This window comes from Dyella sp. (assembly GCF_035503745.1).
Taxonomy (GTDB): domain Bacteria; phylum Pseudomonadota; class Gammaproteobacteria; order Xanthomonadales; family Rhodanobacteraceae; genus Dyella_B.
Window position 1 is genome coordinate 1 of sequence record NZ_DATJTC010000045.1, and the last position, 24788, is coordinate 24788.

Consider the following 24788-nt stretch of genomic DNA (forward strand, 5'->3'; position numbering starts at 1 on the left):
CCACGGCAGCGGGGAGTTCTTTTTCTTGCGGACCTTGGCCTGCTGCTCGACGAGACGGTGCGAGTAGTAGATCGCCGCCGGCATGAAGTCCTTGGTTTCGTTGGTGGCGTAGCCGAACATCAGGCCCTGGTCGCCGGCGCCCTGTTCCTCGGGCTTCTTGCGGTCCACGCCCTGGTTGATGTCGGGCGACTGCTTGCCGATCAGGTTCAGCACGCCGCAGGTGGCGCCGTCGAAACCGACGTCGCTGGAGTTGTAGCCGATGTCCAGGATCACCTTGCGGGTCAGCGCTTCCAGGTCGATCCAGGCGCTGGTGGTGACTTCGCCCGCAACGATCGCCACGCCCGTCTTCACCATGGTTTCGCAGGCCACGCGGGCGCGGGCATCCTGCGCCAGGATGGCGTCGAGAACGGCGTCGGAAATCTGGTCGGCGACCTTGTCCGGATGGCCTTCGGAGACCGATTCGGAGGTGAAGAGGTAGTTGCTCATTGCGGCAAATATCCTTCTTTACGGATAAAGAGATGGAAAGGGGAACTGCGCATGATACACGCATTGCCCCGCGGTTTCATCGCCAAGTCTGGCATACCCAGATGACAGTGGGGCCGGATTCAGCCGGGAAAACCCCTCCCCCAGAGGCCAGGGGACCAGGGGAGGGTTATAGGTCAGGCCAGTTTGCGCCGCAGTTCGCGCGCGGCGTCCACCATGGCGGTGAGCGCAGGCTTGGTTTCCCGCCAGCCGCGCGTCTTCAGGCCGCAATCGGGGTTGACCCACAGTTGCTCCGGCTCCAGCACCTCCAGCGCATGGCGCAGCAGGCCGGCCATTTCGTCCTGCGAGGGCACGCGCGGCGAATGGATGTCGTAGACGCCGGGGCCGATACTGCCCGGATAGCGGAAATCCTCGAACGCCTGCAGCAGTTCCATGCGCGAGCGGCTGCTTTCGATCGAGATTACATCGGCATCGAGCGCGGCCACCGCCTCGATGATGTCGTTGAACTCGCTGTAGCACATGTGCGTGTGGATCTGCGTGCTGTCGCGGGTACCGCCGGCGGTGATGCGAAAGCAGCGCACGGCCCAGTCCAGATACGCCGCGTGTTCGGCCTTGCGCAGCGGCAGGCCCTCGCGCAGCGCCGGTTCATCGATCTGGATGACGTGGATGTCGGCGTTTTCCAGGTCGTGTACTTCGTCGCGCAGGGCGAGCGCCAGTTGCAGGCAGACGTGTTCGCGCGGCAGATCGTCGCGCACGAACGACCATTGCAGCACCGTCACCGGCCCGGTCAGCATACCTTTGACCGGCTTGCCGGTAAGCGATTGCGCGTAGCGCGACCAGCGCACGGTCATCGGCGCAGGCCTGGCGACGTCGCCCCAGATGATGGGCGGCTTGACGCAGCGCGAACCGTAGCTTTGCACCCAGCCGTGGCGGGTGAACGCGAAGCCTTCGAGTTGTTCGCCGAAATATTCCACCATGTCGTTGCGCTCAGGTTCGCCGTGTACCAGCACGTCCAGGCCGATATCTTCCTGGAAGCGAATGACGCGTTCGATTTCTTCCTTCAATACGGCTTCGTAAGCATCCTCGTCGATGCGCCCGGCACGGTATTCGGCGCGCGCCCGGCGCAACGCTTCGGTCTGCGGAAACGAGCCGATGGTGGTGGTGGGCAGCAGCGGCAGTGCCAGCAGGCCGGCCTGCACGCGGCGGCGGTGCGCGAGGCCGGAGCGGCGCTGCGTGGCTTGTGCGCTCAGCGCGTGCTGGCGGCTGCGGATCTCCTGCCGATGTACGCCCGGCGCGTCCTGACGCGCCGCCTGCAGCGCCGCCTGTCGGTCCAGTGCACGCACGGCATCGGCGTCGCCGGCCCAGGCATCCGCGTAGAGGCGAAGTTCTTCCAGCTTCTGTTGCGCAAAGGCCAGCCAACTGTGCAGGTCCGCGCGCAGCGTGGATTCCTGCGCGGCATCGATCGGCACATGCAGTAGCGAACATGAAGGGGCCAGCCATACTTCACGGGTGCTGCGCCGCGATGCGATCTTGTCGAGCAGGGCGCGCACTGGGGTGGGCTGGCTGCGCCAGACGTTGCGCCCGTCGATGATGCCGGCACTCAGCACCGTATGCGGCGCAAGCGTGCGCAACACGGCATCGAGTTGATCCGGTGCGCGCGCGAGATCGACGTGCAGGCCGTCGATGGGAAGGTCGGCGACCAGCGCAAGGTTGTCGCCCAGTCCACCGAAGTACGTGGCGAGCAGGCGCCGCGGCGATGGGCCCTGCGCGAGCGTGGTGTAAGCCGTCACGATCGCCTGCCGGGTGGCCTCATCGGTGTCTTGCACCAGGCACGGTTCATCCAGTTGCACCCACGGCACGCCCGCTTCGGCCAGCTGTTCCAGCAGCGCCGCGTAGGCGGGGAGCAAGGCATCGAGCAGCGCCAGGGTCGGGCTGCCGTCCACGCTCTTGGACAGCTTCAGGAACGACACCGGGCCAAGCAGGACCGGTCGCGCCTGCAGGCCCAGCGCGCGCGCTTGGCGCCATTCGGCCAATGGCTTGTCGCCGGCCAGCTTGAAGCGCTGGCCCGCGTTGAGCTCAGGCACGATGTAGTGGTAGTTGGTGTCGAACCACTTGGTCATTTCCAGCGCGTGCAACTGGCTGTTGCCGCGCGCCATGGCGAAGTAGCCTTGCAGCGGATCGTTGTGCAGCAAGGGGCGATAGCGATCAGGCACCGCATCGAATAGCACGGCGGTGTCCAGCACATGGTCGTACAGCGAAAAATCGTTCGCGGCGACGACGTCGATGCCGGCGGCCTTGGCGTGTCGCCAATGGCGTTGCCGAAGTTCGCGGGCGGTATCCTGCAACGCTGCTCCGTCGCCGTCGCGCCAATAGGTTTCCAATGCGCGCTTGAGTTCGCGACGTCGGCCGATGCGCGGATAGCCGAGGTAGGTGGTCAGTGACATGCGTATTCCTCTTGCGATACGTGGCAAAGAGGAACGAAGGGCGGCGCGCCGCAGGGCGAGCCCGGCGACGTGAACCGTCGACCTTCGCCCCCGCGGGCGAGCCGGGTTCCCGCGGGCGCAGCACGGCGCCGCACGATGGCGGCGGCGCGAGGGTTCCCCCGCGGGATCCCAGGTCGGTCGAGCCGGCGTGCCGGCTCGGCTCAAGGCAGGTCTTCGGGCTCGTGGACCTAACGCCGGAGGCGTCGCCTACTGTCCGCCGCTTCCCGGGTTTTTAGGCCCAGTGCTGTTGACGGAGGTCGTTTCCACATACCGCTGCGGGGCAGCGCCGGATTCGCACCGGCTTCCCTTTTAAATTCATCTCTCCATTCGCATGAAGGGATAAATACCTCAGCGTGGCGAACAATAGCCGTCTGGACGGCCGCCGTCAAACCGCGGGTTTGTGCATCGCCGCGGCTCAATAGACGCTGGCGTGCGCCTGCACGAAGGCGAAGAAGAACACCGCATTGGGATCGTTGCGCACGGCGTGCAGCTCGCTACGCATGCCTTCCACGGTGGGCAGGTCGGTCTTGCCTGCCTGGATCAGCTGATCGGCGGCCGACAGCAGCACTTCTTCCCAGAATGCGATCATCTGCTTGCGGCGCCCGGGCTGGCGGTTGTCCAGGTGCACGGTTTTCACCTCCGTGTGCACGTCGCGATAACCGCCGGCCAGCAACAGGTTGCCAAGCTTGGCACCGATGAACGGGTCGCCGCCGCTGTCGTATTGATGGTCGTTGAAGGCCATCCAGTAGCGCAGCACATGGGGCGAATACGGATCGAGGAAGAACGAGGTGTTGAGCACTTCCGTGACGTAGACCGCCGCGCCGGGGCTGAGCACGCGGCGAACTTCGCTCAAGACGCGCGACGGGCTCGGCATGTGTTCGAGCACCCAGCACAAATACGCCGCATCGAAGCTGCGTTCGGGGAAAGGCAGGTCTGCCGCATCGGCTTGCTGCAGCGTATAGCGCGCGCTGCACCAGGCGGTTTGCGCGAGATTGCGTTCGGCGCTGGCAAGCTGGTTGGCCGAGCGATCCACGCCTGTGACGTGCAGCTGCGGAAAGCGGTGCAGCAGGATTTCCGTTTGCGCACCCACGCCGCAGCCGACCTCGAGCAGGCGCGTGGCGCTGCTGTAGTCGATGTGGCTGAACAGCGCGGTTTCGAACATGCGCGCCTGGCGCACCAGCCGTGATTGCTCGTCCGCGGAAAAACCGTGGATATACGGAAAATCGCCGGTAGCGAGGGTGCTCATGGCCGGGGTGCCTGGGTGGCTGGGAACCATGGAAAAAGGCGCGAATCCGCCTTCCAACATACTCCGGCCGGCGCCGCGAAGGGAGTGCAGGGCGTCGTCAGCGCACCGCGGCCTGCGCGGCGGCGGGATGCGCCCGGATAAAGTGCAGGATGTCGTCCAAGGTGGGCGCGTCGCGATGGAACGGGCGAGACAGCGCGAACACCAGCGCGTTGTGCGACACGCCGGGATAAAGCTTCAACGTCACATCCTCGTGCTGCGCTTGCAGCGCGTGTGCCAGCGATACGGCGTTGGAAGGTTCCACTTCGTGATCGGCGGTGCCCTGCAACAGCAGCATCGGCGGCTCCTTGCCCTGCACGAAGCGCACGGGTTGCGCGCGCGCCTGCGAGGCGGCATCGCGCCCGAACATGCCAAGCATGTCTTTCTCGCTGGCGGGAATCGGCATGAAGTCGTAGCAGCCGGCCAGGCCGATGAAGCCGGCAAGGTCGTCCGGCCGCAAGCCATAGGGCGTCAACCAGGATGGATCGGTGGCCAGCAATGCGCCGATCTGGCCGCCGGCGGAGTGGCCCATCACAAAGACATCGTTGGCCGTGCCGCCAAGTGCCTGGGCATGCGCGTGCGCCCACGCCACCGCACGCGCCGCATCCTGCATGAAGCCTTCCATTTTTACTTGCGGATACTTGCGGTAATCGGGGATCACCACGATCACGCCATGCGCGGCCAGCGCGGTGCCCACGAAGCGATACCACGCGCGTTCGCCGCGGACCCAGCTGCCGCCGTAGAAAAACACCACCAGCGGCGCATGCGTGATGCCGGCGGGGCGATACACGTCCAGCTTCAAGGCATGCTGTGCGTCGAACGTCACGCCGCGTTCGGTCTCGATGCCGGCGCGGCGATCGGTGGCGTTGAGCCCCGCGAACAGGCTCGCTTCGCAGCCGCTGAGCAACAGCGCGAGAGCCAGTGCGATCAACCAGCGCGAGCAGGCGCTGAACGTAAGCGATGCGGTCATCGGGGCGTATGGATGTTCAAAGTGCCGATGATGCCTGCAACCGCGTCGCAAGGGTTTGCGCCGGCATCACGCGGCCAGGCGCAGCCCGCTTTGCAGCGCGTCGAAATAATCCCCGGTCAGGCGCAGCTGATCGCGCGCGCTTTGGGCCTTGTTCACCGCCTCGCGAAAGGCGGTGTTTTCCGGACGATCCTTCGCATACCAGCCCAGGTGCTTGCGCGCGATGCGTACGCCGGCCTGCTCGCCGTAGAACGCATACAAGTGTTCCAGATGACCGCGCAGGATCGCCGAGACATCGGCGGGCCGGGGTTCGCGATGCGCTTATGACGACCGCCTTCCACAAGTACTGCGGGACGTTCAGGAGGCGTGGAGCGAGGCGAGCGTACGGGCGTTGGGGCGCAGGAACTCTACCGATGCCGTGCGCCGATCACACATCGCCATTGCGCCCTCGGCGATGCCATAGCATGGTCTGGTTGTCCTTCGGCGGCCTCTATGTGTGGGCACGACGGCGCTCAGGGCACTCCCTGGCGGGTGGGTGTCCTGGTGGATGCCTCGACGGCGACGCCTGGCGGCACGTCATCTCGCAGCAGCGTGCGTGGAAGCGCGAAGTTACTGAAGATGCGCTGCGTGAACGGATTGTTGGCCTTCTCGGCGGTAATGCGATAACGCATGGCGCCACCGTCATCGGCCGTAAAGCTGAGGTCCACGCTGGTGGATGTTGTACCCATGAGCTGTGCACGGCTCAACAGACGGAACATCGACCAGGGCCCACGGAACACCAGGCTGCTGCTATTGCCACTCCTATTGACCAGGGTGATGCGACTGTCGGTGCTGTTCCCAAGGCCGTTCGGCCAGATCAAGCCCACACTGTTGCTGGGACCGTGATCGTAGGAGATCAACTGACCTTCGACGCCGAGCACGCTGCTGCGGCGATTGGGCGTCAGTCCGAGCGGAGTCACATTCAATTGCACGCTGAGCGCGCCGCGATTGCTGAAGAAGGCATCACGAATGCGGTTGGCCGCTTCGAGCTGTGTCAGCACATCGGTGCGCACCAGATAGCCACCGCGTCGCTCGGAGTACAGTGCGTCGAGATTGTCCTCCAGAAACAGCTTCAGGTACCTGTCACGGAACTGCTGCAGGCGACCCTGCGGTCCGAAGAGCGTCTCAAAGTCATCCAGCGAGGCATCCGATGCGCTGGCGGGATTGAACGGATAACGCCCAGCCAGATGCTCACTGTAGAAGCTGTACACATCGGTATCCCAGCGTCGCTCCAGCTCGCGAAGCGCTTCGATCAGCAACACTTGCGAGGATTCGTCGGCGATCTTCTTCACGTGCCTGTTCAACGGCTCCGGCAAGCCAGCCGCGATACGCTGCAGGATGCCGATAGGGTCCTGGCCTTTCAACGCGAAGCGATCCAGTACGGCGGCGAGCGCCGCCTTGCCGCGATCGGGGCTGTCCTGCACGCTCTTCATCGCATCGCGGACATTGCCGATGGCCGTCATGGTTTCATCCAGATAGGACGGTTTGTCGCCCTTGGCGGTCAGCAGATCGGTCAGCGGCGCAAAGGACCGGGCGATGTCGGCGGCCAGCTGGCGATTGGCCGCCTCGTCGGCGGACGTGGCGGCGTTTGCCCTGCCGTCCAGCGCCGGTGGGGTCAGTTGCGTGTTGTCACGCACCGCTTCTACCAGTCGGCGCATCGGTGCGGCGGGGCTGGTGAGGCTTTCCAGGACCGCCACCGCCTGACCTATGTCGTTGAGGTTCACGATGTCGATCTGATTGATGCCCTGGCGCCAGTTGGCGATGTAGTCGGCGGCGTAAATGGTGCGAACACGCCCAGCCAGCGCCTGCCTGTCGGCATCGGAGTAGTCGATCCGGTTGCGTTGCCCTAGCGTCCACTCATCAATCATGGCCAGGTCGGTTACATCCTGGCTGTGCGTCTGGAAATAGTCGTGGAAGCCCCGTGCGGTGAGCAGCGCATCGATTCGCGTACCGGGTGCGCTGGGATCATCCGTTGCGGGAGTCTGATAGACGATATCGAATGCCGGCCCTATTTCGTGGCGCAGATCCAGCGGCGCGTGCAGCGTATCGTCTGCCTGCTGCTGCAGGGTCATGTACACGCGTTGCGGCATGGGAATCTGCCGTAGCGCCTGCTGCACGTCCGTCACCCGGTCGCGATTCTGGGGAAGGTCGGTATCGGCGTACTTCATGGCGTAGTCGAGGTGGCGCATCAGGTCGTTTTGCATGGTGCCATCGCCGGCAAAAGCCTTCTGCCAGTACTTAGCCATCCAGTCTTCCACAATGGGCGCGCGCCGATTGGGGCGGTCCTCGATCATGCGGTACACGCGCAACGCGGCCAGCTTCTCACCGCTATCGGCCGGTGCGTTGTTCATGGCCTCCATGACGCCGCCGGCCAGTTCGGGCAGGAAGCGTTTGGACAATAACTGCAAATAGGCGTCATCCACCTTGGGTCCGATCTTGCGACCCTGGTACAGGCCCATGTCGGACACCACCGGCCACGCATCACGGTAGTCGCCGTAGACGGTCACCGCATCGCGGATCTGATCCAGCGGTCCCAGCAAGTTCCGCCCGGTCGGGTCCGATGCCGTATCGACGTGCTTGCCGCTGAAATCCCGGCTCTTGGCCAAGACATTCAATGCCAGGTCACGGTTCAACGTGTAGTAGCGATACCAGCCCGCCACTACCAGCAGGCCGCCCAAGATGGCTACGCCCGTATGGATCAACAGCGCTCGCTTTTTGTCGGCCAGCACCTTGACGTTGTCACCGGCCAACCCCGCTTCGGGATAAATGACACGCTGGAACAGTTGTTGGGCAAAATACACCGAGCCACGCCCGGCGGGCTGCGCGCGGGGAACCATGGTGTCCAGCTCAAAGGTGGTTGCTGCCGCATCGACGAACGCATTGTTGAGCAGACCCTGCTGGTACACGGATGAAAAGTAGACGCCGCGCGGCAGCGCGGGTGTGCCGTAGCGATCGCTGCCCAGCGCATCGGACAGGTATCGAAGCAAAATCGGGAGAAGCCCGTCCAGTTCGCGGGTCAGCGAGAACAGACCTTCGCGTTGTTCGAGCGACGCCGGTTCGCTCAGCGCATCCAATACCTGCTCGTTCAGGCGGGCTACCATGGCGCCGTACCGCTTGGAGAGCTCTTCCAGCCAGGCATCGAAATGCTTGACCGAGTCCAGGGTAAAGGTAAAGCCCAGGATGTCTTCGCGCACCGCACGCGGCAGCCGGACAAAGAAAGGCGCAAAGCCGTCCAACTTATCGCACTTGGTTAGTACTACGTAAACCGGGGGGCGCGTACCCAGATGACGCCCTAGCTCCGTCAGGCGCGATCGCAACAGAATCGCCTGCACCTTGCGGTCACTCGGCTTCTGGTTGAGCAACGCGATCAGATCCACCGCCAGCACGATGCCATTCAGGGGGCGCCGGCTACGGTTTCGACCCAACCAGTCGATCAGGTGGTTCCATAGGCGAGCGTGCAGACCGAGTGGCAGCGCGTTACCGATGGTCGGGCCGCTTTCCATTGCATCGGTGATGGTATGGGAAAGCCCTGCATGTTCCGCGTCGGGCGCTGCCAGGATATCGGATTGACTGATGAGCTCGCCCGGCATGTCGATAAGTACCGCTTGATCGCCGATCCACCAGTCAATGGTGTACGCAAGGTCCGGATCCGCCGTTCGCTCACTGGTGGCCTTCGTCGTGCCGGTCAGGTGAAAATTCTGGTTGGAGCGATTGATGAAACTGGTCTTGCCGGCGTCCTCGGTGCCCAACACCAGATACCAGGGGAGCTTGTATAAGCCCCGGCGTCCGGACAGGTTCGCTCTCAATACAGACAAGCTTTGATTTAGCCAGCGCTCCTGTGCTTCGACATACCGAAGGCCTTCATCCTTTGTCAGTGCAATGGCAAGATCTTCCTTGGCTTGTAGCTCCCGATTTTGCTTGCGCAGGACCAACGCCCACGCCAGCATGGGCACGAGCACCAGCATCATGGACAGCAGCAGGCGAACCGACAAGGCGCCCAGCGGCTTATGGTGGCGCCACTCCCATTGCGGGCCCAGCCACCAGATGCCGATCAAGAGAAATACGACACCGAGCACTAACAAGATCGGCGTGGCCTGTTTGAAATGACGCAGCACAATACCGCCGCGGCGCTTAGAGAAAGCCCAACTCATCATGATGATGCTCCTTGATGCTTGCATCCTTGGTCGATTGCGGCCTGCATGGGCTTGTGGCGGACAAGATGCTCGTAGAGGGTCGGTTCCCACTGCTCCGCCGACGTGGCCTGCATGGTGCGCGCGACAGTGGCGTAGAGATCGCCGGCCAGCCACGACAAACCCCGCGAGGCGAGCAGGTCGGCGGCAATCACCGTGGCGTAGCTGCGCTGGCGTGGTGCGTAGTAGGTGGTCTGAAGGTCTTGCAGTCGGCGCAATACAACCTCGACGCCTTCCTTGTCGAGTTGAGCGACCAGTTCTTGGCGCAGGCTGCCGTATTCCTGCACAGTGCTGGTTTGGGCACTGTCGGTGGCGCCGCTGAGCCAGTTCAGGGTTTCGCTGTCAACAAAGGGACGGCCGTCGTTGAAGCGCAGGTCCGTGAGCAGGGGAATGCGCCGTACGAAGCGCTCGGTCGCGAGGCGGATAGCGTCGGCAACGTCTTTCATTTCCAGTCGCGCGGCGATTCCGGCGGCGAGGTAGCTGCCACGTATCCAGTAGGGCGAGGACGCTACGCTTTTTTCCACCCGCTGCAGCAACACGGGGTTGACGATGTTGTTGCGCAGGGCGTCTTGGTAGCCCTGCGCAATATCGACGGGTACGCCCATCAACTCCGTGCGTTGCTCACGCCGCGTGGGCGGCGTGGCATGCAGGTGAGCCCACAGTGCAAAGCGCCGCATCTGGTAGCCCGTGGGGTCATAGGCATCCTGCTGGTTGATGAAATCTGCGACCGCCAACAGGGCGCGGCGGTTCTCACGCTCCTCGCCCAGTTTGAGGTTGCCCGGTGCGCTAAAGAACGCTTCGCTGATGGCGGTACCGCCGGTTTGGCCGGGCGACGGTGCCGGTGTGGTCGGTACGGCGTCGGGAAAGCGGGTGGCTTCGGCCTGCTGGCGAAGCTTGGCTTCCAGCTTGGCCAGCATGGCGGTATCGAGCTGAGCGGCTGTGGCCTGTGCTTGCAGGCGATCCAGCGCGTGCTGTGCGCTGGCTTGGCGGTCTTGGCTGAAGCTATGAGGGTCGAGGCCGGGAAGCGCTTGGGTCAGACGCTCCACCAGCAGGGCCACCATTTTGCGTTTAGCGAGGTGGCCGGTGGGGCCGGGCTTGGGGTAAGCGGTTTCCCAATAGTGCTCGACCATACCGGCCAGTACACCGGCAGCTTCCGCCCACGGACGCCAGCTGCGGGCGCGCAGGCGTGCCGTGATCAAGTGACTGGCGACGCGGAAGTGTTTGCATTGGCTGACCAGGTAGTGCCGTGAGGCTTCGTCGATATACGGCCAATCCATGCGCGGCTCGTTCAGGCTGCCCAGCTTGATCATCTCCTGATCGATGCACTGGTAGGTTTCGTCTTCTTCGTCGAAGTGGCCGGCCGGCTGCTGCGCGTCGATGGGAACGAGCAGAGCATCGAGGTCCAGTGGAGGAAAGTCGATCACCAGTGACACGCCTCCCGCTGCTGGGCGATGAGATCGTGCAGGTCGGTGGCGTCGAAGATCAGTCCATCGAGGGGTGCGTAATCGCTTTCTGTTTGCAGGCGGTTGCCGCCGGGCATGCGCTTGAGTGTGTCGATAGCAACCAGACCACGACCGGCGTCGACCACGTTGCCCGCATCCAGCACTTGCCAGATGGCGGCATCGGCCACCGGTTTGTCATCCATCAACAGACGCATGTGCAGGCGGTTGTGGGGAATGGGCTGGCGGGTAATGAATTGCAGGCGCGTGATGCCGGACAGGCAGCTGATGGCCAGAAGTGGGCGTAGTACATCGCTGCCCAACGTCGGTGCGGAGATGACGATTTGCGATGCCACGCTTGTGCCGTCCTGGGTGCGCGATAACAGGAAGCGGTGGTCTTCCGCCTTGCGCTGGGCTTCATTGCGTTGCACGAGCTTCACAATGGCCGGTGAAGCAGCGGTGCCTTGTTCTCCGTCGACCGTCGGGGTTGATGCGGTGGCCGTTTTCACAGGTTGCGGAATCGGCGTGCCGGCCAGGGTGTCAAAGCACGCCAGCCGTTCGACCGGCGACACGATTTTCGTGCAATCGGGTGTCTGGCGCGTGGTGGCGTGGCTATGGTCTTGGTCGCTGCTGCATGCGGCCAGGTCAACCAGAAGTAGCCAAAGGATAAGTTGTCTCATAGGGCATCCGTCTCCCGGTCCAGGTTCCATTTTTGGCATTTGTAGGCCAAGGTGCGTTTGGGCATGCCGAGGCTTTGAGCGGCCAGGCTGCGTGATCCGTTGAGCTGCCGGAGGCGGTCGCCAATCATCAGGCGCTCAAAGGCGTTCACCGCTTCGGACAAGTGGGAGATCGCCAGCAGGTGGTGCAGCGGGGTGGGGTTGTTCGATATCTGCCCGTCGTGCGTGGCTTGGGTATCGAGCGGTGCCATCAAGGCGTGCAGGGTTTCGGTGTCAATGGCTTCACCTTGCGCGGTTTGTTCGGCGGCAGCCATCACCAGGCTGCGAAGCTCGCGCACGTTGCCGGGAAAGGGTTGGCTGTGCAGCCAATCCAGGGCCGCGGCAGAGAAGCCGGCCACATGGGACTGGTGGGCACGGTTGTACTGAAGCAGCACGTGTGAGGCGATGGCTGGAATATCGTCTTGGCGCTCGCGTAATGGCGGCAGATGCAGCGATCGCTGACGGATGCGGTAGTAAAGGTCTTCGCGAAACTGGCCTTCGCGAATGCGCCGCTGCAACGGTTGATGGGTGGCGCAGATGAGCCGGAAGTTCGATTCGCGTTCTTTGGTTGCGCCCACGGGACGGTATTTCTTTTCGTTGAGTACGCGAAGCAGGACGCCTTGCAAGGCGAGCGGCATATCGCCTATTTCATCGAGAAACAAGGTGCCGCCGTGAGCTTCCGCCACAAGTCCCTGACGGGCTTGCGTGGCGCCCGTATAAGCGCCGCGAGCGCTACCAAACAACTCGGCTTCGATCAAATCCTTGGCAATGGCGGCGCAGTTGACGGGCACGAACGGGCCGCCGCGCGTGGATGCTTGATGGATCAGCCAGGCGGCGTGGTCTTTGCCCGATCCCGTTTCGCCGGTGATCAGGATGGGTAGGCTTGAATCGGCCAACCGGAGCATGTCTTCGCGGATATGCACCGTGGTGGCGCTTTCGCCGACGAACTCTGACGCCAGTAAACGCGTCGTCTTTTCGTGGCCATGGTCGGCTTCGAGCTTGCGACGCAAAGAGCGTTCGTAGCGAATGCTTTCTTCCCGGCTGATCCTGTCGGTGAGGCGCGCATACAGGCTTTCGTGCGTGTCTATCAACGCCTGCCACAGCGCGTCGGCTTGCAACGCGCGCAGTGCCTGGGCCGTAGCAAAGAAAGCAAGCACACCTGCCATGTCCCGCCGAGTGTTCCTGAGCGGAAGTACCAGCAGAGCTCGCGCACCCGGCCAGCATTCGCGCAGCGCATCAAAGGTCTCACCAGCGCCGACCAGGCGAGCGATGTTATCCACCAAACATGGTTGCCCGGAGCGCAATCCAAAGACCAGGGGATTGTCCACTTCGCCCATATCCAGCGAGGGCAGGTCACCCTTTGTTGACGTGACGCTGGCCAGGGGCAGCAGGCGATCACCGACCCCGTTGCGCTGGTAGCCGCAGGCACCCAGCAACGCGCACCTTCGTACGAGGTCTTCCAAAACGGCGTGGGTTAACGCCTCCGGTTGATTCGCCGCGGTCATGGCGCGGGCGAGGTGGGCTACCTCCAGGGCGTCCATAACTTGCCTCTCAATCCAGCGCGGCCGTGAAAGCCGCGCCGTCCCAGGCAAGCGTTGCCTGGGCAACAGGGTGGCCGGAGGCGATGCGTTGCAAGGCAGCGAGCGACAATGGCGGTAACAGCTCACCGTCGATGCTGGCATCCAGCATGCGCGCGCCATTCTCATGCCGAGTACATCGCGCACGAAGCTCATCCGTGGCACTGGGTTCCACGGTGAGGGTGGCGCCATAACGCGTGGTGAACTGATCGATCAGGCGCCGCATGCGGGCGTCGATGATCTCGCCCAGGACACTGTCATCGAGATAGCGATACGGCACCACCTGCATACGCGCGAGCAGGGCGGGCTTGAAGAAGCACATGATACGTGACCGCAGGGTGCCCTCATCCAGGTCGCATAGCGACCCGTCCTGCTGGTCGAAGCCAAGGTTGGAGGTGAGGAAGAACAAAATGTTCTTGCAGTCGATCAGTCGCCCCTCGCCATCGGCGAGTTCACCCTTGTCGAACGCCTGGTAGAAAATATTGAGCACCTCGGGATGGGCTTTCTCCACCTCGTCCAGTAATACGACCGAGTAAGGCCGTTGGCGAATGGCTTTCGTCAGAAGGCCGCCTTCGCCGTAGCCCACGTAACCCGGTGGCGCCCCCAGGAGGCGCGACACGGAGTGCTTTTCCTGGTACTCGGACATGTTGATGGTGGTAAGGAATTGCCTGCCGCCAAACAACGCGTCGGCCAGCGCCAGAGCTGTTTCGGTTTTACCTACGCCGCTGGGGCCGACCAGCAAAAACGCACCGAGGGGTGTGCCAGGTCGTCGCAGATCGGCCATGGCGGTGAGCAAATGCTTGTGCACGCGCTCGATGGCGGTGTCTTGTCCCTTGACGCGCTCCCTTAGCATGGTGGGCAGCGCTTGCAAGCGCGCCATGCGGTCGCTCGTCATGGTGTCGGCGGGAATCCCTGTCCAGTCGGCGATTACCTGGGCGATCTGCTCGCGCCCGACGTCCGGGAAGAGCAACGCCCTCTCGCGCTGCAGATCGGCCAACTGCGCCACTTTGGCGCTCAATAGCCCGCACGTGGTGTCTTCGTCGCGGACGCCATCAGGCGCGCGATCGTCGCCTGCCGGCTGACGGAAGGCGATGATCTCATCCACCAACTTTTTTTGTGCTTCCCAGTCGTGGTGAAGGGTTTGCCTTTGCTGAGCAATTTCGCTGTATTGGCGCTGTAGCGCATCGATGCGTTGGGGGGCGACGCTGCGCCCAAAGCGGGCATCGCGCGCAAGCAGTTCGATCTCCGTGCTGATCTGCAGTTGCGCGTGTTCCAGTGCCGACAGCCGCCGTGGCGGCTCGGCCAGTGCGGTAGCGACGCGGGCGCAAGCGGTGTCGAGCACATCGATCGCCTTGTCGGGCAACTGACGCCCGGCGAGATAGCGGGCGGATAGTGATGCCGCGGCTTGCAATGCTTCGTCGGCGATGGTGACGTTGTGCGCCTTCTCATAGACCGTACGCAGGCCGCGCAGAATGTGTACGGCCTGCTCCTGGCTCGGCTCGTCCAGCTTGACCCATTGAAAGCGGCGCGACAGCGCAGGGTCCTTCTCGAAATACTTCTTGTATTCGGACCACGTGGTGGCGGCGATGGTGCGCAACTCGCCGCGTGCCAGGGCCGGTTTGAGCAGGTTGGCCGCGTCGCTGCCGCCGGCCGCGTTGCCGGCGCCGATGAGGGTGTGCGCCTCATCGATAAACAAGATGATGGGGTGAGGCGAGGCTTTGACCTCGTCGATGACTGCCTTGAGGCGTTTTTCGAACTCACCCTTGATCGCCGCGCCGGCCTGCAAAGCACCAAGGTCAAGCCCCCATAGGGCCACCTGCCGCAGTGGTTCGGGCACGCGCTCCTGCACGATGCGCAGCGCCAACCCTTCCACCACCGCACTTTTGCCGACGCCGGCATCACCCACCACGATGGGATTGTTTTTGCGGCGCCGGGTGAGAATATCGATCATCAGATCGATCTCGTTGTCGCGGCAGAGTACCGGGTCGATACGCCCCTCGCGTGCCTGGGCAGTGAAATCGTGACCGTACTTGGTGAGCGCAGAATCCGCTTCGCTGGCGAGTGCCGCGGAAGGTGCCACCGATACTTCCGGCGTTTCGGCCGAGTTCGCGAGCAGCGTGGCGAACCGCTTGCGCAACGACTCCCGGTTGATGCCATCCATCAGACCTATAGCGGCAAGCGGTAGATAACGGGCGGGGTTAAGCAAAGCTGCGAGCAGTAAACTGCCGCTGCGAATCATCGGCTGTCCAAGCTCCAGCGAGCCGAGCATCCAGGCTTCCTGCAGCAGCTCCACCAGCAAGGGAGAAAACGCCGGATACTGATCGCTGCTACTACCCCGCTCGGGGAACGCACTCGATAACGCCCGTCGTGCGGCATCCACATCTAGGTCGGCCTGACGAAGCACCAGACGGATATCGCTCAGCGGGTTGTCCAGCAATTTGAACAAAAAATGCGGCACGGTCACTTCGGTGTCACGCTGACTTATGCAAAGACCGGCCGCTTCTTCCAGGCTATGCCGGCAGGTGGGGTTGAGCCGCTCGATAAGCGCGGGTAGATCAATTCTGATCATGCAGTAAAGACTCGTCCGTTGATGTCATACGCCATCGTCATCTTGGCCCTTCTGTTGGTTCCCGCGGCAAGATTGTCATCTGTTGCGGGAACACGGCCAGCGTTGCGTCCAGCACGCTAAAGAAGCGCATTAATCGGTATATATCTATAGGACACATCTTATTTTTATGCGAAAGCATGTAGGGGAATTCGTTTTTGATCACAGAGGCTAATTGGACGTCTAAAAGTATTGACGATAGCGTGGGGTGCTCAGTTAATCTTCGGCTGTCGCACCTCTATCGTCGTCGCTCGCGATCATCGCTTTGTGTCTATGCGAGCGATGGCGATGTGGTCTGTCATGGTGGCGATGCGTAACGCGTTCGGTTAGGCCGGCATGGACTCGGCGCGAAAAGCGGCGCGGTGCGCTTTTTTGCAGTATCCGCAGGGAGTTGTTATGGCGAAGAAAGCAGGTTCAGTCGCTCCACAGGAACGCATTAATATCAAGTACGTGCCTGCCGCCGGAGGCCAGCAGGCGGAGTTGGAGCTTCCGCTGAAGCTTCTGGTCACGGGCGATTTCAAAGGGCATGGCGAGCAGGAAGCTCTGGAAGATCGGCAGGCGGTACAGGTCAACAAGGACACGTTCGACAACGTGATGGCAGAAGCCAAGCTCAACCTCGCGATGGAAGTGCCTTCCAAGCTGGGTGATGGCGCGGAGGACGACATACTCAACGTCAATCTGCAGTTTAAGTCGATGAAGGACTTCAGCCCCGACGCGGTCGCTATACAGGTGCCGGAGCTCAGCAAGCTTCTGGAGCTACGCGAAGCGTTGGTGGCGCTCAAGGGGCCACTGGGCAATGTGCCGGCGTTCCGCAAGCAGTTGCAGACGCTGCTCTCCGATGAAACGGCACGCGCCAAGCTGGCCAGCGAGCTTCATCTGGTTTTGGACCAGCCCACCCAATCCTGAGCGAACACGGCGTCGATCACCCCATCGCCCGTATCGCATGGCATAGCGTCGTAAAGGAATACCCATGGCACAGAAGAACACGGCGGCCGTTACGGCCCCTGCCGCCTTGCCCACGTCGGGTTTGTTGGACCAGATCATGGCCCAAACCCGCATTGAACCCAACCATGAAGGCTACGCTGTTGCTGAGCGTGGCGTGGCAGCCTTCATTGCGGAGATGCTCAAGACCGATGAGCGTGAGCAACCGGTCAACAAGCAGCTGGTTGACCAGATGATCGCTGAGCTGGATCGCAAGCTTAGCCAGCAGATGGATGCCATCCTGCATCAGCCGGCCCTTCAGGAGCTGGAGTCGGCATGGCGTGGCCTTCAGTTACTGGTGGACCGTACCGATTTTCGCGAAAACATCAAGATTGAAATCCTCCACGTCACCAAGGACGAATTGTTGGAGGACTTTGAAGGCGCGGCCGACATCACTCGCAGCGGCCTCTACAAGCATGTCTACACGGCCGGTTACGGCCAGTTCGGTGGTCAGCCCATGGCGAGCATCATCGGCAACTACACGTTCGGCCCGTCCGCACCGGATATCAAGCTGTTAAGTTATGTGGCCTCTGTCGGCGCCATGGCGCATGCGCCGTTCATCTCGTCGGCGGGCGCAGAGTTCTTCAATCTTTCCAGCTTCCAGGATTTGCCCAACCTGAAGGAGGTGAGGGACATCTTCGAGGGGCCGCGTTTTACCAAGTGGCGTGGCCTGCGTGAGTCGGAAGATGCGCGCTATCTCGGCCTGACCATGCCACGCTTCCTGCTGCGTCAGCCGTACGATCCGCTGGAGAACCCGACCCGCACGTTTGTGTATCGCGAAGCGATCGACGGCGACCACGATAATTATCTGTGGGGCAACACGGCTTTCCTTATGGCCAGCCGGATCACGGAAAGTTTCGCCAAGTACCGTTGGTGTCCGAACATCATCGGTCCGCAGTCCGGTGGTGCGGTGGACGATCTGCCTGTTCACCTCTATGAATCATTGGGCCAGTTGCAGGCCAAGATTCCGACGGAAGTCCTGGTGTCCGATCGCAAGGAGTTCGAGCTGTCCGAGGAGGGTTTCATCCCTCTCACCATGCGCAAGGACAGCGACAACGCGGCGTTCTTTTCCGCCAATTCCGTGCAGAAGCCCAAGGCGTTCCCCAAAACCGCGGAAGGTCAACAGGCACAGACCAACTACAAGCTGGGCACGCAGCTGCCGTACATGTTCATCATCAATCGCCTGGCGCACTACATCAAAGTGCTGCAGCGCGAGCAGATCGGTAGCTGGAAAGAACGTCAGGACCTGGAGCGCGAGCTCAACAGCTGGCTGAAACAGTACATCGCCGATCAGGAGAATCCATCCTCCGACGTGCGTAGCCGTCGCCCGCTGCGCGCCGCGCACATCGAAGTGCAGGACGTGGCCGGCAACCCGGGTTGGTATCAGGTCTCGATGGCCGTGCGCCCCCACTTCAAGTACATGGGCGCCAACTTCGAACTGTCGCTGGTAGGCCGGCTGGATCGCGAGTAAGAGGGCCGCGCCATGCCGAGGTCAGGAGGGCACGGAAGCCTGTTCGAGCGGCTTGATACGGAAGCGCTTCCTCCACGGATGCGCACCCGGCAGCAGATGGCCGCCGAACGGATTCATGCCGTCAAGCGCCATTTGAAATGGCTGCTCAACGCCCGTCAGGGCTGCTCCCAGAGCAGCCCCGATCTTGGGTTGAGCGACTTCAACGATGCCGCGATCGGGAGTGCCGACCTGGCCTTGCGCGTTCGACAGGATATCGAGCGCCTTGTCGCGGCTTACGAGCCGCGTGTACAGGTGTTGAGCGTGCGTGTCTGTCCCGATCCGGACCAGCCGTTGGATCTCCATTTTCGACTGGATTGTCTGGTTCCCGTACACCACGCCGAGGAGAAGGTGGAGATCGATCTGTTGATCCGTCATCAGGATCGGACCGCACGCGTTACCTAGTTTGCTAAGGAAAGCACCAGACCATGTCGCTACGACACAAGTTCCGCGAAGAGATGGACTACCTTCGCCGGCTCGGCCGCGAATTTGCCAAGGACAATCCGCAACTGGCGCGTTTCCTGGGGGATGAGGCGGCCGACCCCGATGTCGAGCGCCTGCTCGAGGGTTTCGCGTTTCTGACGGCCAAGCTCCGACTGAAGATCGAGGACGATTTTCCGGAGCTGACCCATTCGCTCATGCAGCTGCTTTGGCCCAACTACTTGCGCCCCCTGCCCAGTGCCACGATCGTGCGGTTCGATCCCATGGATCGGGCCATCACGCAGCGTCAGGTGATCCCCAGGGGGACCCGGATGCTGTCGCGACCGGTCGATGGGGTGCGGTGCGAATTTCGCACCTGCACGGACGTGGTGCTCTACCCCTTTCGCATTAGCGAGGTCAGCGATGCGCACTCTCGTGAAAAGTCGATCGTGCGCATCGGCCTCGCGACGATCACGGACAACGCGCCCAACACGTTCGACTGCGATCAACTCGATGTCCATCTGAGCGGCGATGATGTCACGGCGAGAACGCTCTACCTCTGGCTAGCAAAATACCTCGACGCGATTCACTTAGAGGTGGATGGCGAGGTCCGCAAGCTGCCCGCGAGCCAGGTGATCTTTCCTGGGTTCCGGCCGGAGGAAGCGTTGTTGCCGTATCCGAAGAATGTCTTTGACGGGTACCGTATCCTGCAGGAATATTTCATCTTCCCGCAGCGATTCCACTTCTTTTCGCTTCATCGGCTTCGGTCGGCTTGGCCGGCTAAACCTGCAGGCCACATTCGCTTTGAATTCCATTTCTCGCGACCCATGCCTGCCGACATCCGGCTGCGTACCGGGGATATCTCGCTGTACTGCGCGCCGGCGGTGAATCTGTTCGACCACGATGCCGAGCCCATTCATCTAAATGGCCGGGCCGTGGACCAGCGTCTGCTTCCGTCCGGCCACCGACCCGATGCCTATGAGATTTTCAGCATCGATGCGGTCGACGGCTACCAGCGTGAGCCCAATGGTCAACGCGGTCATCGGCTACGTACGTTTCACCCCTTTGAGTCCCTGCAGCACGAGATCGAGCACGCCCAAGGGCGTACGGCACTCTATTACCGTGCACGGCTCCAGCAAGCGATGAATGATGATGGTGTTGTCCACCGGATGGCCTTCGTTCGCGCCGATGAGACCGCCTACATCGGTCATGGCGAAACCGTCTCCTTGGCCCTGACCTGCACCAATCGCGATCTGCCGCTGGCCTTGGGCGTGGGCGATATCTGCCTGCCCACGCAGGCAACCCCCATGTACGCGAACTTCACCAACATCACGCGGCCCACACCGGCCTATCGGCCGGTGCTCGATGGCGAGCTGTTATGGAACCTCATCTCCAACCTGTCGCTCAATTACCTCTCCTTGCTGTCGGCGGAGCCGTTGAAAGCAGTGGTTCGCGCCTATGACTTTGCCGCCTTGCATGACATCCAGCATGCCCGTGCGACGCGCATGCGCCTGGCCGGCGTGCAAGAAGCCGTCACGCAACCGGCGGACGTGCTGATGAAGGGGTTGCCGATCCGGGGGCTGAAGACCCAGCTGAAGCTCGACCAGTCGGCGTTCACGTGCGAAGGCGATCTGTATCTCTTCGGCACGGTGTTGAGCCACTTCTTCGCGCTGTACGCGAGCATCAATGCGTTCCATCAACTGGATGTCATCAACGTCACCAACAACGAACGCTACGCATGGCCATGGCAGATCGGCAAGCAACCCCTAATCTAGCCGACATCCTGCTGGCCCAGGCGAAGAATCACGACTTCTTCCGGCTGCTGGAGCAGTTACACGGGTTGCACGGGGATGACCTGGAGGCGACCGATGCAGCCGAGCCTGAGCATCAGCGTGTCCGTTTAAGTAGCTACGCGGGCCTGGGCTTTCCCGCATCGGACATCATGTTTGCCGAACGCATGCCGGCCCAGGCGCGCAGTGACTATCGCGTGCAAGCCAGCTTTTTTGGCCTGCATGGGCCGGATTCTCCCTTGCCAAGCTATTACCTGGACCGCTTGGCCTACGACGCCGGCCAAGGCACGGGCATTCGCCCAGCGTTTGTCGACTTCTTTAACCATCGCCTGTTGACGTTACTGCATCAGGCATGGCGAAAATATCGTTACTACGTTCGCTTTCAACGCGAGGCCAAGGACCGATTTTCACGCTACGTCTTCGCCTTGATTGGCCTCAACGACGAGGAGCTGCGAGGCGCGACACCCATTCCGTGGAGCCGGCTGCTCAGCTACGCCGGTCTGATTGCCAGCCGTAGTCGGTCGCCATCCGTGGTCGCCGGCATCATCGCGCATTGCTTCGACCTCGACGCCGTGCATATTCAGGAGTTCGAGCAGCGCTACATGCAAGTGCCGGAAGGGCAGCGGCTCGCCTTGGGACAGCGCAACGGCGTGTTGGGCGACAGCTTCGTCGTTGGCGCGCGCGTACGTACCCGGCACAGCAAGTTCACCATTGTCATTCCCGATCTCAACCAATCGCGCTTTCGGGAGTTCCTGCCCAGCGGCGAAAACTTCGAGCGCTTGCGCAAGCTGATCGATTTTCTGCTGCGCGATCCTTCTGCCTATGACCTGGCATTGGGTCTGCGGCGAGACGAAGTGCCACCTTTCAATCTCGGCAGACACGGAGGCAGCCACCTCGGCTGGACCAGCTTTGTCGATCAAAAGGAGCTTCGCACATCCGCTCGCGTGCGTATCAAGGTGCGTCTGTGAGCGTCGTTGCTGCTCCACGTCACGTGATGCTCGTGCTTGGCAACCCCGAAGTGGTCACGGCACCACCGTTGACATCAACCGCAAACGCTTTCCCCGACATGGCCTCCAAGGAATGGTGACATGACTTACTCCATACGACCCCTCGCCGGTCAAACCCGGGCGCTGCTGCTGCCCGGCGCCGGGCCCGCTTACGTGCAAGTGGTGCAGCCCAAACCCTGCATCACCCTCCTGGTGCACGGCGTGAACGATCTGGCCGGCGTCTATGCCGAGATCGAACACGGGCTCTGCGCCGGCCTCAACGAACGGCTCGACCACCTCACCAACGCCCGGGGTCCGATCAACGCCGCCGCCCTGGTGCCGGCGCGGTACTCGCTGCCCACTCAAGAGGACCACCTCGCCAAGGATCCGGACAAGGTCTACTACCGTCGCCTGGCCAACACCGGCAAGGGTGGCGGCAACGCGCGCAGCGTGGTCATCCCGTTCTATTGGGGGTTTCGCGAGGACAATGACAAAGATCCCCGGACCAAATTGCCCTACGTCCAGAAAGACACCCCGCACGGCGAATGGCTGGACCGTTACGGCAACCGCCTGGACAAGGCCGCCACCAAGGAGGGCGGCGTGTTCGCCAATGCCACCACCACCTTGCCGGACATGTGGCGGCAGGGTTTCAACGGCCTGCTGTTTGGTTTTCTGCCGATGAACATGCTGGCCGGATCCCCGCGGCACCCCCTGTTGACCGCGCCACCGCGCCAATACATGGTGCTGGCCGCGCGGCGCTTGGCGATGCTGGTCAAGATCATCCGCACCCAGCACCCCGACGACACCGTCAATGTGGTGGCGCACAGCCAGGGCACGATGCTCACGCTGCTGGCCAATGCCTTTCTCAAGGACGAGCAGCAACGTCCCATCGACAGCGCCGTGCTGATGAACGCGCCCTACAGCCTGGTCGAGCCGCGGGTGGAGCGCACCCAGCTGCACGACCAGCAGCAAACCCAGGCCGCGCGGTGCGACACGCTGGGCCACATCCTGCGCTTTATCGGCGAGCGGCCGCACACCGTTCCCTCGCTGGCACAGATGGCCGATGCCCGCGATCTGGACCGCTGCATCGGCGGCCTGCGCTGGACCGGGCAGCAGTGCGCCACCACCTTGAACGCCACCACGGTCCCCTTTGAGGAGCGCGACAACCGCGGCCACATCACGCTGTACTTCACCCCGCTGGACCAGACGGTGGGTTTGCGCAACGTGCAGGGCATCGGCTGGCAAGGCGTGCCGGACGAAGTGCTGGGCCAGTTGGGTGAACGCTTCCATCAGCGGCTCTTCACCCTGCGCGAGCGCAACGGCCAGCGGGAGGAAGTGGGCACCGCGCCGCACCGTTACGTGATGCGCCAGGCGGGCGAACACACCTGGGATGGCAACGGGCAGGGGTGGACGGGCAACCTGATCAAGGCCGAGCTCGACAAAGATCAAGCCGTCACGCTCAACGCCCCCCGATTGCCGCAGGCCTTCGTGGTGAACTTCGATGGCGATGGAGTGGTGGACGCCCAAAGCGCCGCCAGGGCCAAGGACGGCATCCATATGGTGAAGGCGCCGATGGACCCGATCGATGCCTCCATCGGCATCACCAACGGCGGCTGGAAACCGGGCGTCTACCGGAGCTATGAACTGGCGGAGAGCGACCCGGCCTTTGCCGGTGGGCGTGGCCCGGACGCGGTGCAGGCTAGGCTCAACGCGGGCAAGGAAGCGTTCGACCACACGCAAGTCAAAAGCGTCACCGTGATCGGCGAGGGCAGGGTCCGCGTCACCCGCACGGAAACGCCGAGCGATGCGCGCGAGCGCCTGATGGAAACCACGCCAGAGCAGCTCACCCAGGACGACGCGCTGTCGTTTCATTCGGCCATTCCGGCGAATGCGGAACATAGCCGCAGGGCGGTGGCGTATGACCTGGCGATCGGGCAGGCCAGGAGTATCGATGATGAGAGGTTTTATACCTATCTGTGTCGCGTGGCGGATTGGCGGTTGGGGTGGAGTCAAAAAAAGGCAGACAAGGATTTTCGTCAACCAGGCAGCCTGAAGAACGAGCAAGAGCGTAGCCCGTTCGACGACGACGGCCCCGATGCAGACACGCTGGCGTTCTACCAAAACGAAGCGCTGGACAACAAGAAGCTGATCGACGCCACGGCGGACTATCGCACCACCGGCAAGCCGGAGAAGTACCCCGAGTACTTCAACCCACCGCTGCCCACGCTGGTGAGGAGTGAAACCCGTGGCTAACTCCCTACTGCTTCGTCTCGCCATCAGTGTTGGCGTCATGGCGCTGGTGCTCGTCATCAGCGCTTGTGCGGCCACGCCGGACTTGCTGGTACATCGCGCACCGAATGCCGACCAATCATTGTCTGACACCCTCGGTGCGGCGAGTTGTTTCAAGTCGCCGTCGCTGTATTCGACCGGTGCGGATGACGTCTACGCCGCTTCATCCTCTGCCAAGGACGCTTCCTCCATGAATGCCTCGCCGCTCTACCGTGCTCCAACCACTTCGCCGCACCTGGAAACGTTGGATATTGTCAGCGTAGGTTTGAGTTTGGACGTCTATCGGCAAGGGCAGGTATGGGGGCAGATGCAGCAGCAGGACGCACGGCAGTCCAATAGCCTGCATGTAGGGTCGATCTTGCCGACGGATCCTGCCAAATATCCGGTGACGGTGGATACGAAAAACATGGCTTACGATCAACGCAAAGCGGATGCGTTGGAACTGGCTCTGAAGGATTTCCGAGAGGCGTGGCCAATACCCACCGTTACTGTAGTGCGAGGGTGGAACTCCGGGGCGGCCAATCCGCGCGTTTCGCACGAAGCAGTGAAGGAAACGCTTCAATACATGGTCGAGGGTCTGCGTCCGGAAGCGGGTTTGCACTGGCACGAAATCCACCAGCTCCCCAATGGCGTGATCTGCAGCGATACCCCCGAGGATGTGGTCGAGGATATCTTCCGCACGTTCGAGGGCCACCCCGACCTGCCGGCGATGCTGGTGTATGTGGTGGAGGGCTACAACATGGCGGGCATGCTCTCCACCAAGGACCAAGCCCTGATTGGCGTCGGTAACGGCCCGCGCCAACCCGGCGAACTCACCGACGCCATGGTCGCCCTCGTGGTGGCCCGTCCCGAGCGCGTCAACTGGCTGCGCGGCTTCGTCAAATACACCAAGCCCCCACCCGGGCATTCCATCTACCCCGGCTTCACCTTCTGGGATCGTCAGCCTCCGATGACTTTCCGGGCATCGCCTTTCATTCCCGAGCCCTGGACCGCGCTGGGCTTCAAGCAATGGGACGCCATGAAAACCCTCGCCG

Annotated in this window: 16 protein-coding genes, 1 pseudogene and 1 riboswitch; of the genes and pseudogenes, 7 read left to right on the forward strand and 10 right to left on the reverse strand. The window is 62.4% G+C overall.

The annotated features are described in order from the left end of the window. The 10 genes and pseudogenes from VME63_RS17465 to tssH all read right to left on the reverse strand — a co-directional run. Positions 1-486, reverse strand: a 486-nt coding sequence (locus VME63_RS17465; protein WP_325434692.1) for an S-adenosylmethionine synthetase N-terminal domain-containing protein, incomplete at its 3' end; no start/stop codon positions are given. Between the two features lie 173 nt (positions 487-659). Beyond that, on the reverse strand, positions 660-2927 hold the full coding sequence (gene metE, locus VME63_RS17470) for a 5-methyltetrahydropteroyltriglutamate--homocysteine S-methyltransferase (protein ID WP_325434694.1): 2268 nt from the start codon (positions 2925-2927) through the stop codon (positions 660-662). Between the two features lie 187 nt (positions 2928-3114). Next, positions 3115-3332: riboswitch (cobalamin riboswitch) on the reverse strand. Positions 3333-3381: 49 nt separating this feature from the next. Then, positions 3382-4212 (reverse strand): class I SAM-dependent methyltransferase, encoded by an 831-nt coding sequence (locus VME63_RS17475; protein ID WP_325434696.1) that lies wholly within the window; start codon positions 4210-4212, stop codon positions 3382-3384. A 97-nt stretch (positions 4213-4309) separates the two neighbouring features. Beyond that, positions 4310-5218: an alpha/beta hydrolase gene (locus tag VME63_RS17480; RefSeq protein WP_325434698.1), complete on the reverse strand. Its 909-nt coding sequence runs from the start codon at positions 5216-5218 to the stop codon at positions 4310-4312. 66 nt (positions 5219-5284) lie between these two features. Next, positions 5285-5527, reverse strand: a pseudogene (locus VME63_RS17485) (tRNA-dihydrouridine synthase); the annotation flags it as partial. Between the two features lie 200 nt (positions 5528-5727). Next, a complete protein-coding gene (gene tssM, locus VME63_RS17490) occupies positions 5728-9498 on the reverse strand; it encodes a type VI secretion system membrane subunit TssM (protein ID WP_325434700.1) in 3771 nt (1256 codons plus the stop codon). Continuing rightward, a complete protein-coding gene (gene tssA, locus VME63_RS17495; RefSeq protein WP_325434701.1) occupies positions 9405-10877 on the reverse strand; it encodes a type VI secretion system protein TssA in 1473 nt (490 codons plus the stop codon). Before tssA ends, tssM begins: the two co-directional genes overlap by 94 nt. After that, on the reverse strand, positions 10865-11455 hold the full coding sequence (gene vasI, locus VME63_RS17500) for a type VI secretion system-associated protein VasI (RefSeq protein WP_325434702.1): 591 nt from the start codon (positions 11453-11455) through the stop codon (positions 10865-10867). Before vasI ends, tssA begins: the two co-directional genes overlap by 13 nt. A 104-nt stretch (positions 11456-11559) precedes the next feature. Beyond that, complete coding sequence (locus tag VME63_RS17505) at positions 11560-13140, reverse strand: sigma-54 dependent transcriptional regulator (protein WP_325434704.1); 1581 nt, start codon at positions 13138-13140, stop codon at positions 11560-11562. Positions 13141-13150: 10 nt separating this feature from the next. Next, complete coding sequence (tssH, locus tag VME63_RS17510; RefSeq protein ID WP_325434706.1) at positions 13151-15745, reverse strand: type VI secretion system ATPase TssH; 2595 nt, start codon at positions 15743-15745, stop codon at positions 13151-13153. Between the two features lie 432 nt (positions 15746-16177). Between tssH and tssB the strand changes: the two genes are divergently transcribed. The 7 genes from tssB to VME63_RS17545 form a co-directional block, all read left to right on the forward strand. Beyond that, positions 16178-16687, forward strand: a complete 510-nt coding sequence (gene tssB / locus VME63_RS17515) for a type VI secretion system contractile sheath small subunit (protein ID WP_325434708.1) — start codon at positions 16178-16180, stop codon at positions 16685-16687. A 64-nt stretch (positions 16688-16751) separates the two neighbouring features. After that, the gene (gene tssC, locus VME63_RS17520; RefSeq protein WP_325434710.1) at positions 16752-18233 is read left to right on the forward strand and encodes a type VI secretion system contractile sheath large subunit; all 1482 of its coding nucleotides are present in this window, start codon (positions 16752-16754) and stop codon (positions 18231-18233) included. A 78-nt stretch (positions 18234-18311) separates the two neighbouring features. Then, positions 18312-18674, forward strand: a complete 363-nt coding sequence (tssE, locus tag VME63_RS18480) for a type VI secretion system baseplate subunit TssE (RefSeq protein WP_414648288.1) — start codon at positions 18312-18314, stop codon at positions 18672-18674. Positions 18675-18697: 23 nt separating this feature from the next. Then, on the forward strand, positions 18698-20464 hold the full coding sequence (tssF, locus tag VME63_RS17530) for a type VI secretion system baseplate subunit TssF (RefSeq protein WP_325434713.1): 1767 nt from the start codon (positions 18698-18700) through the stop codon (positions 20462-20464). Beyond that, on the forward strand, positions 20428-21447 hold the full coding sequence (tssG, locus tag VME63_RS17535) for a type VI secretion system baseplate subunit TssG (protein WP_325434715.1): 1020 nt from the start codon (positions 20428-20430) through the stop codon (positions 21445-21447). The genes tssF and tssG overlap by 37 nt, the downstream gene beginning before the upstream one ends. A 120-nt stretch (positions 21448-21567) precedes the next feature. Next, positions 21568-23718, forward strand: a complete 2151-nt coding sequence (locus VME63_RS17540; protein WP_325434716.1) for a T6SS effector phospholipase Tle3 domain-containing protein — start codon at positions 21568-21570, stop codon at positions 23716-23718. Continuing rightward, the coding region (locus VME63_RS17545) for a type VI lipase adapter Tla3 domain-containing protein (protein WP_325434718.1) at positions 23711-24788 on the forward strand (1078 nt) is incomplete at its 3' end. The genes VME63_RS17540 and VME63_RS17545, both read left to right, overlap by 8 nt.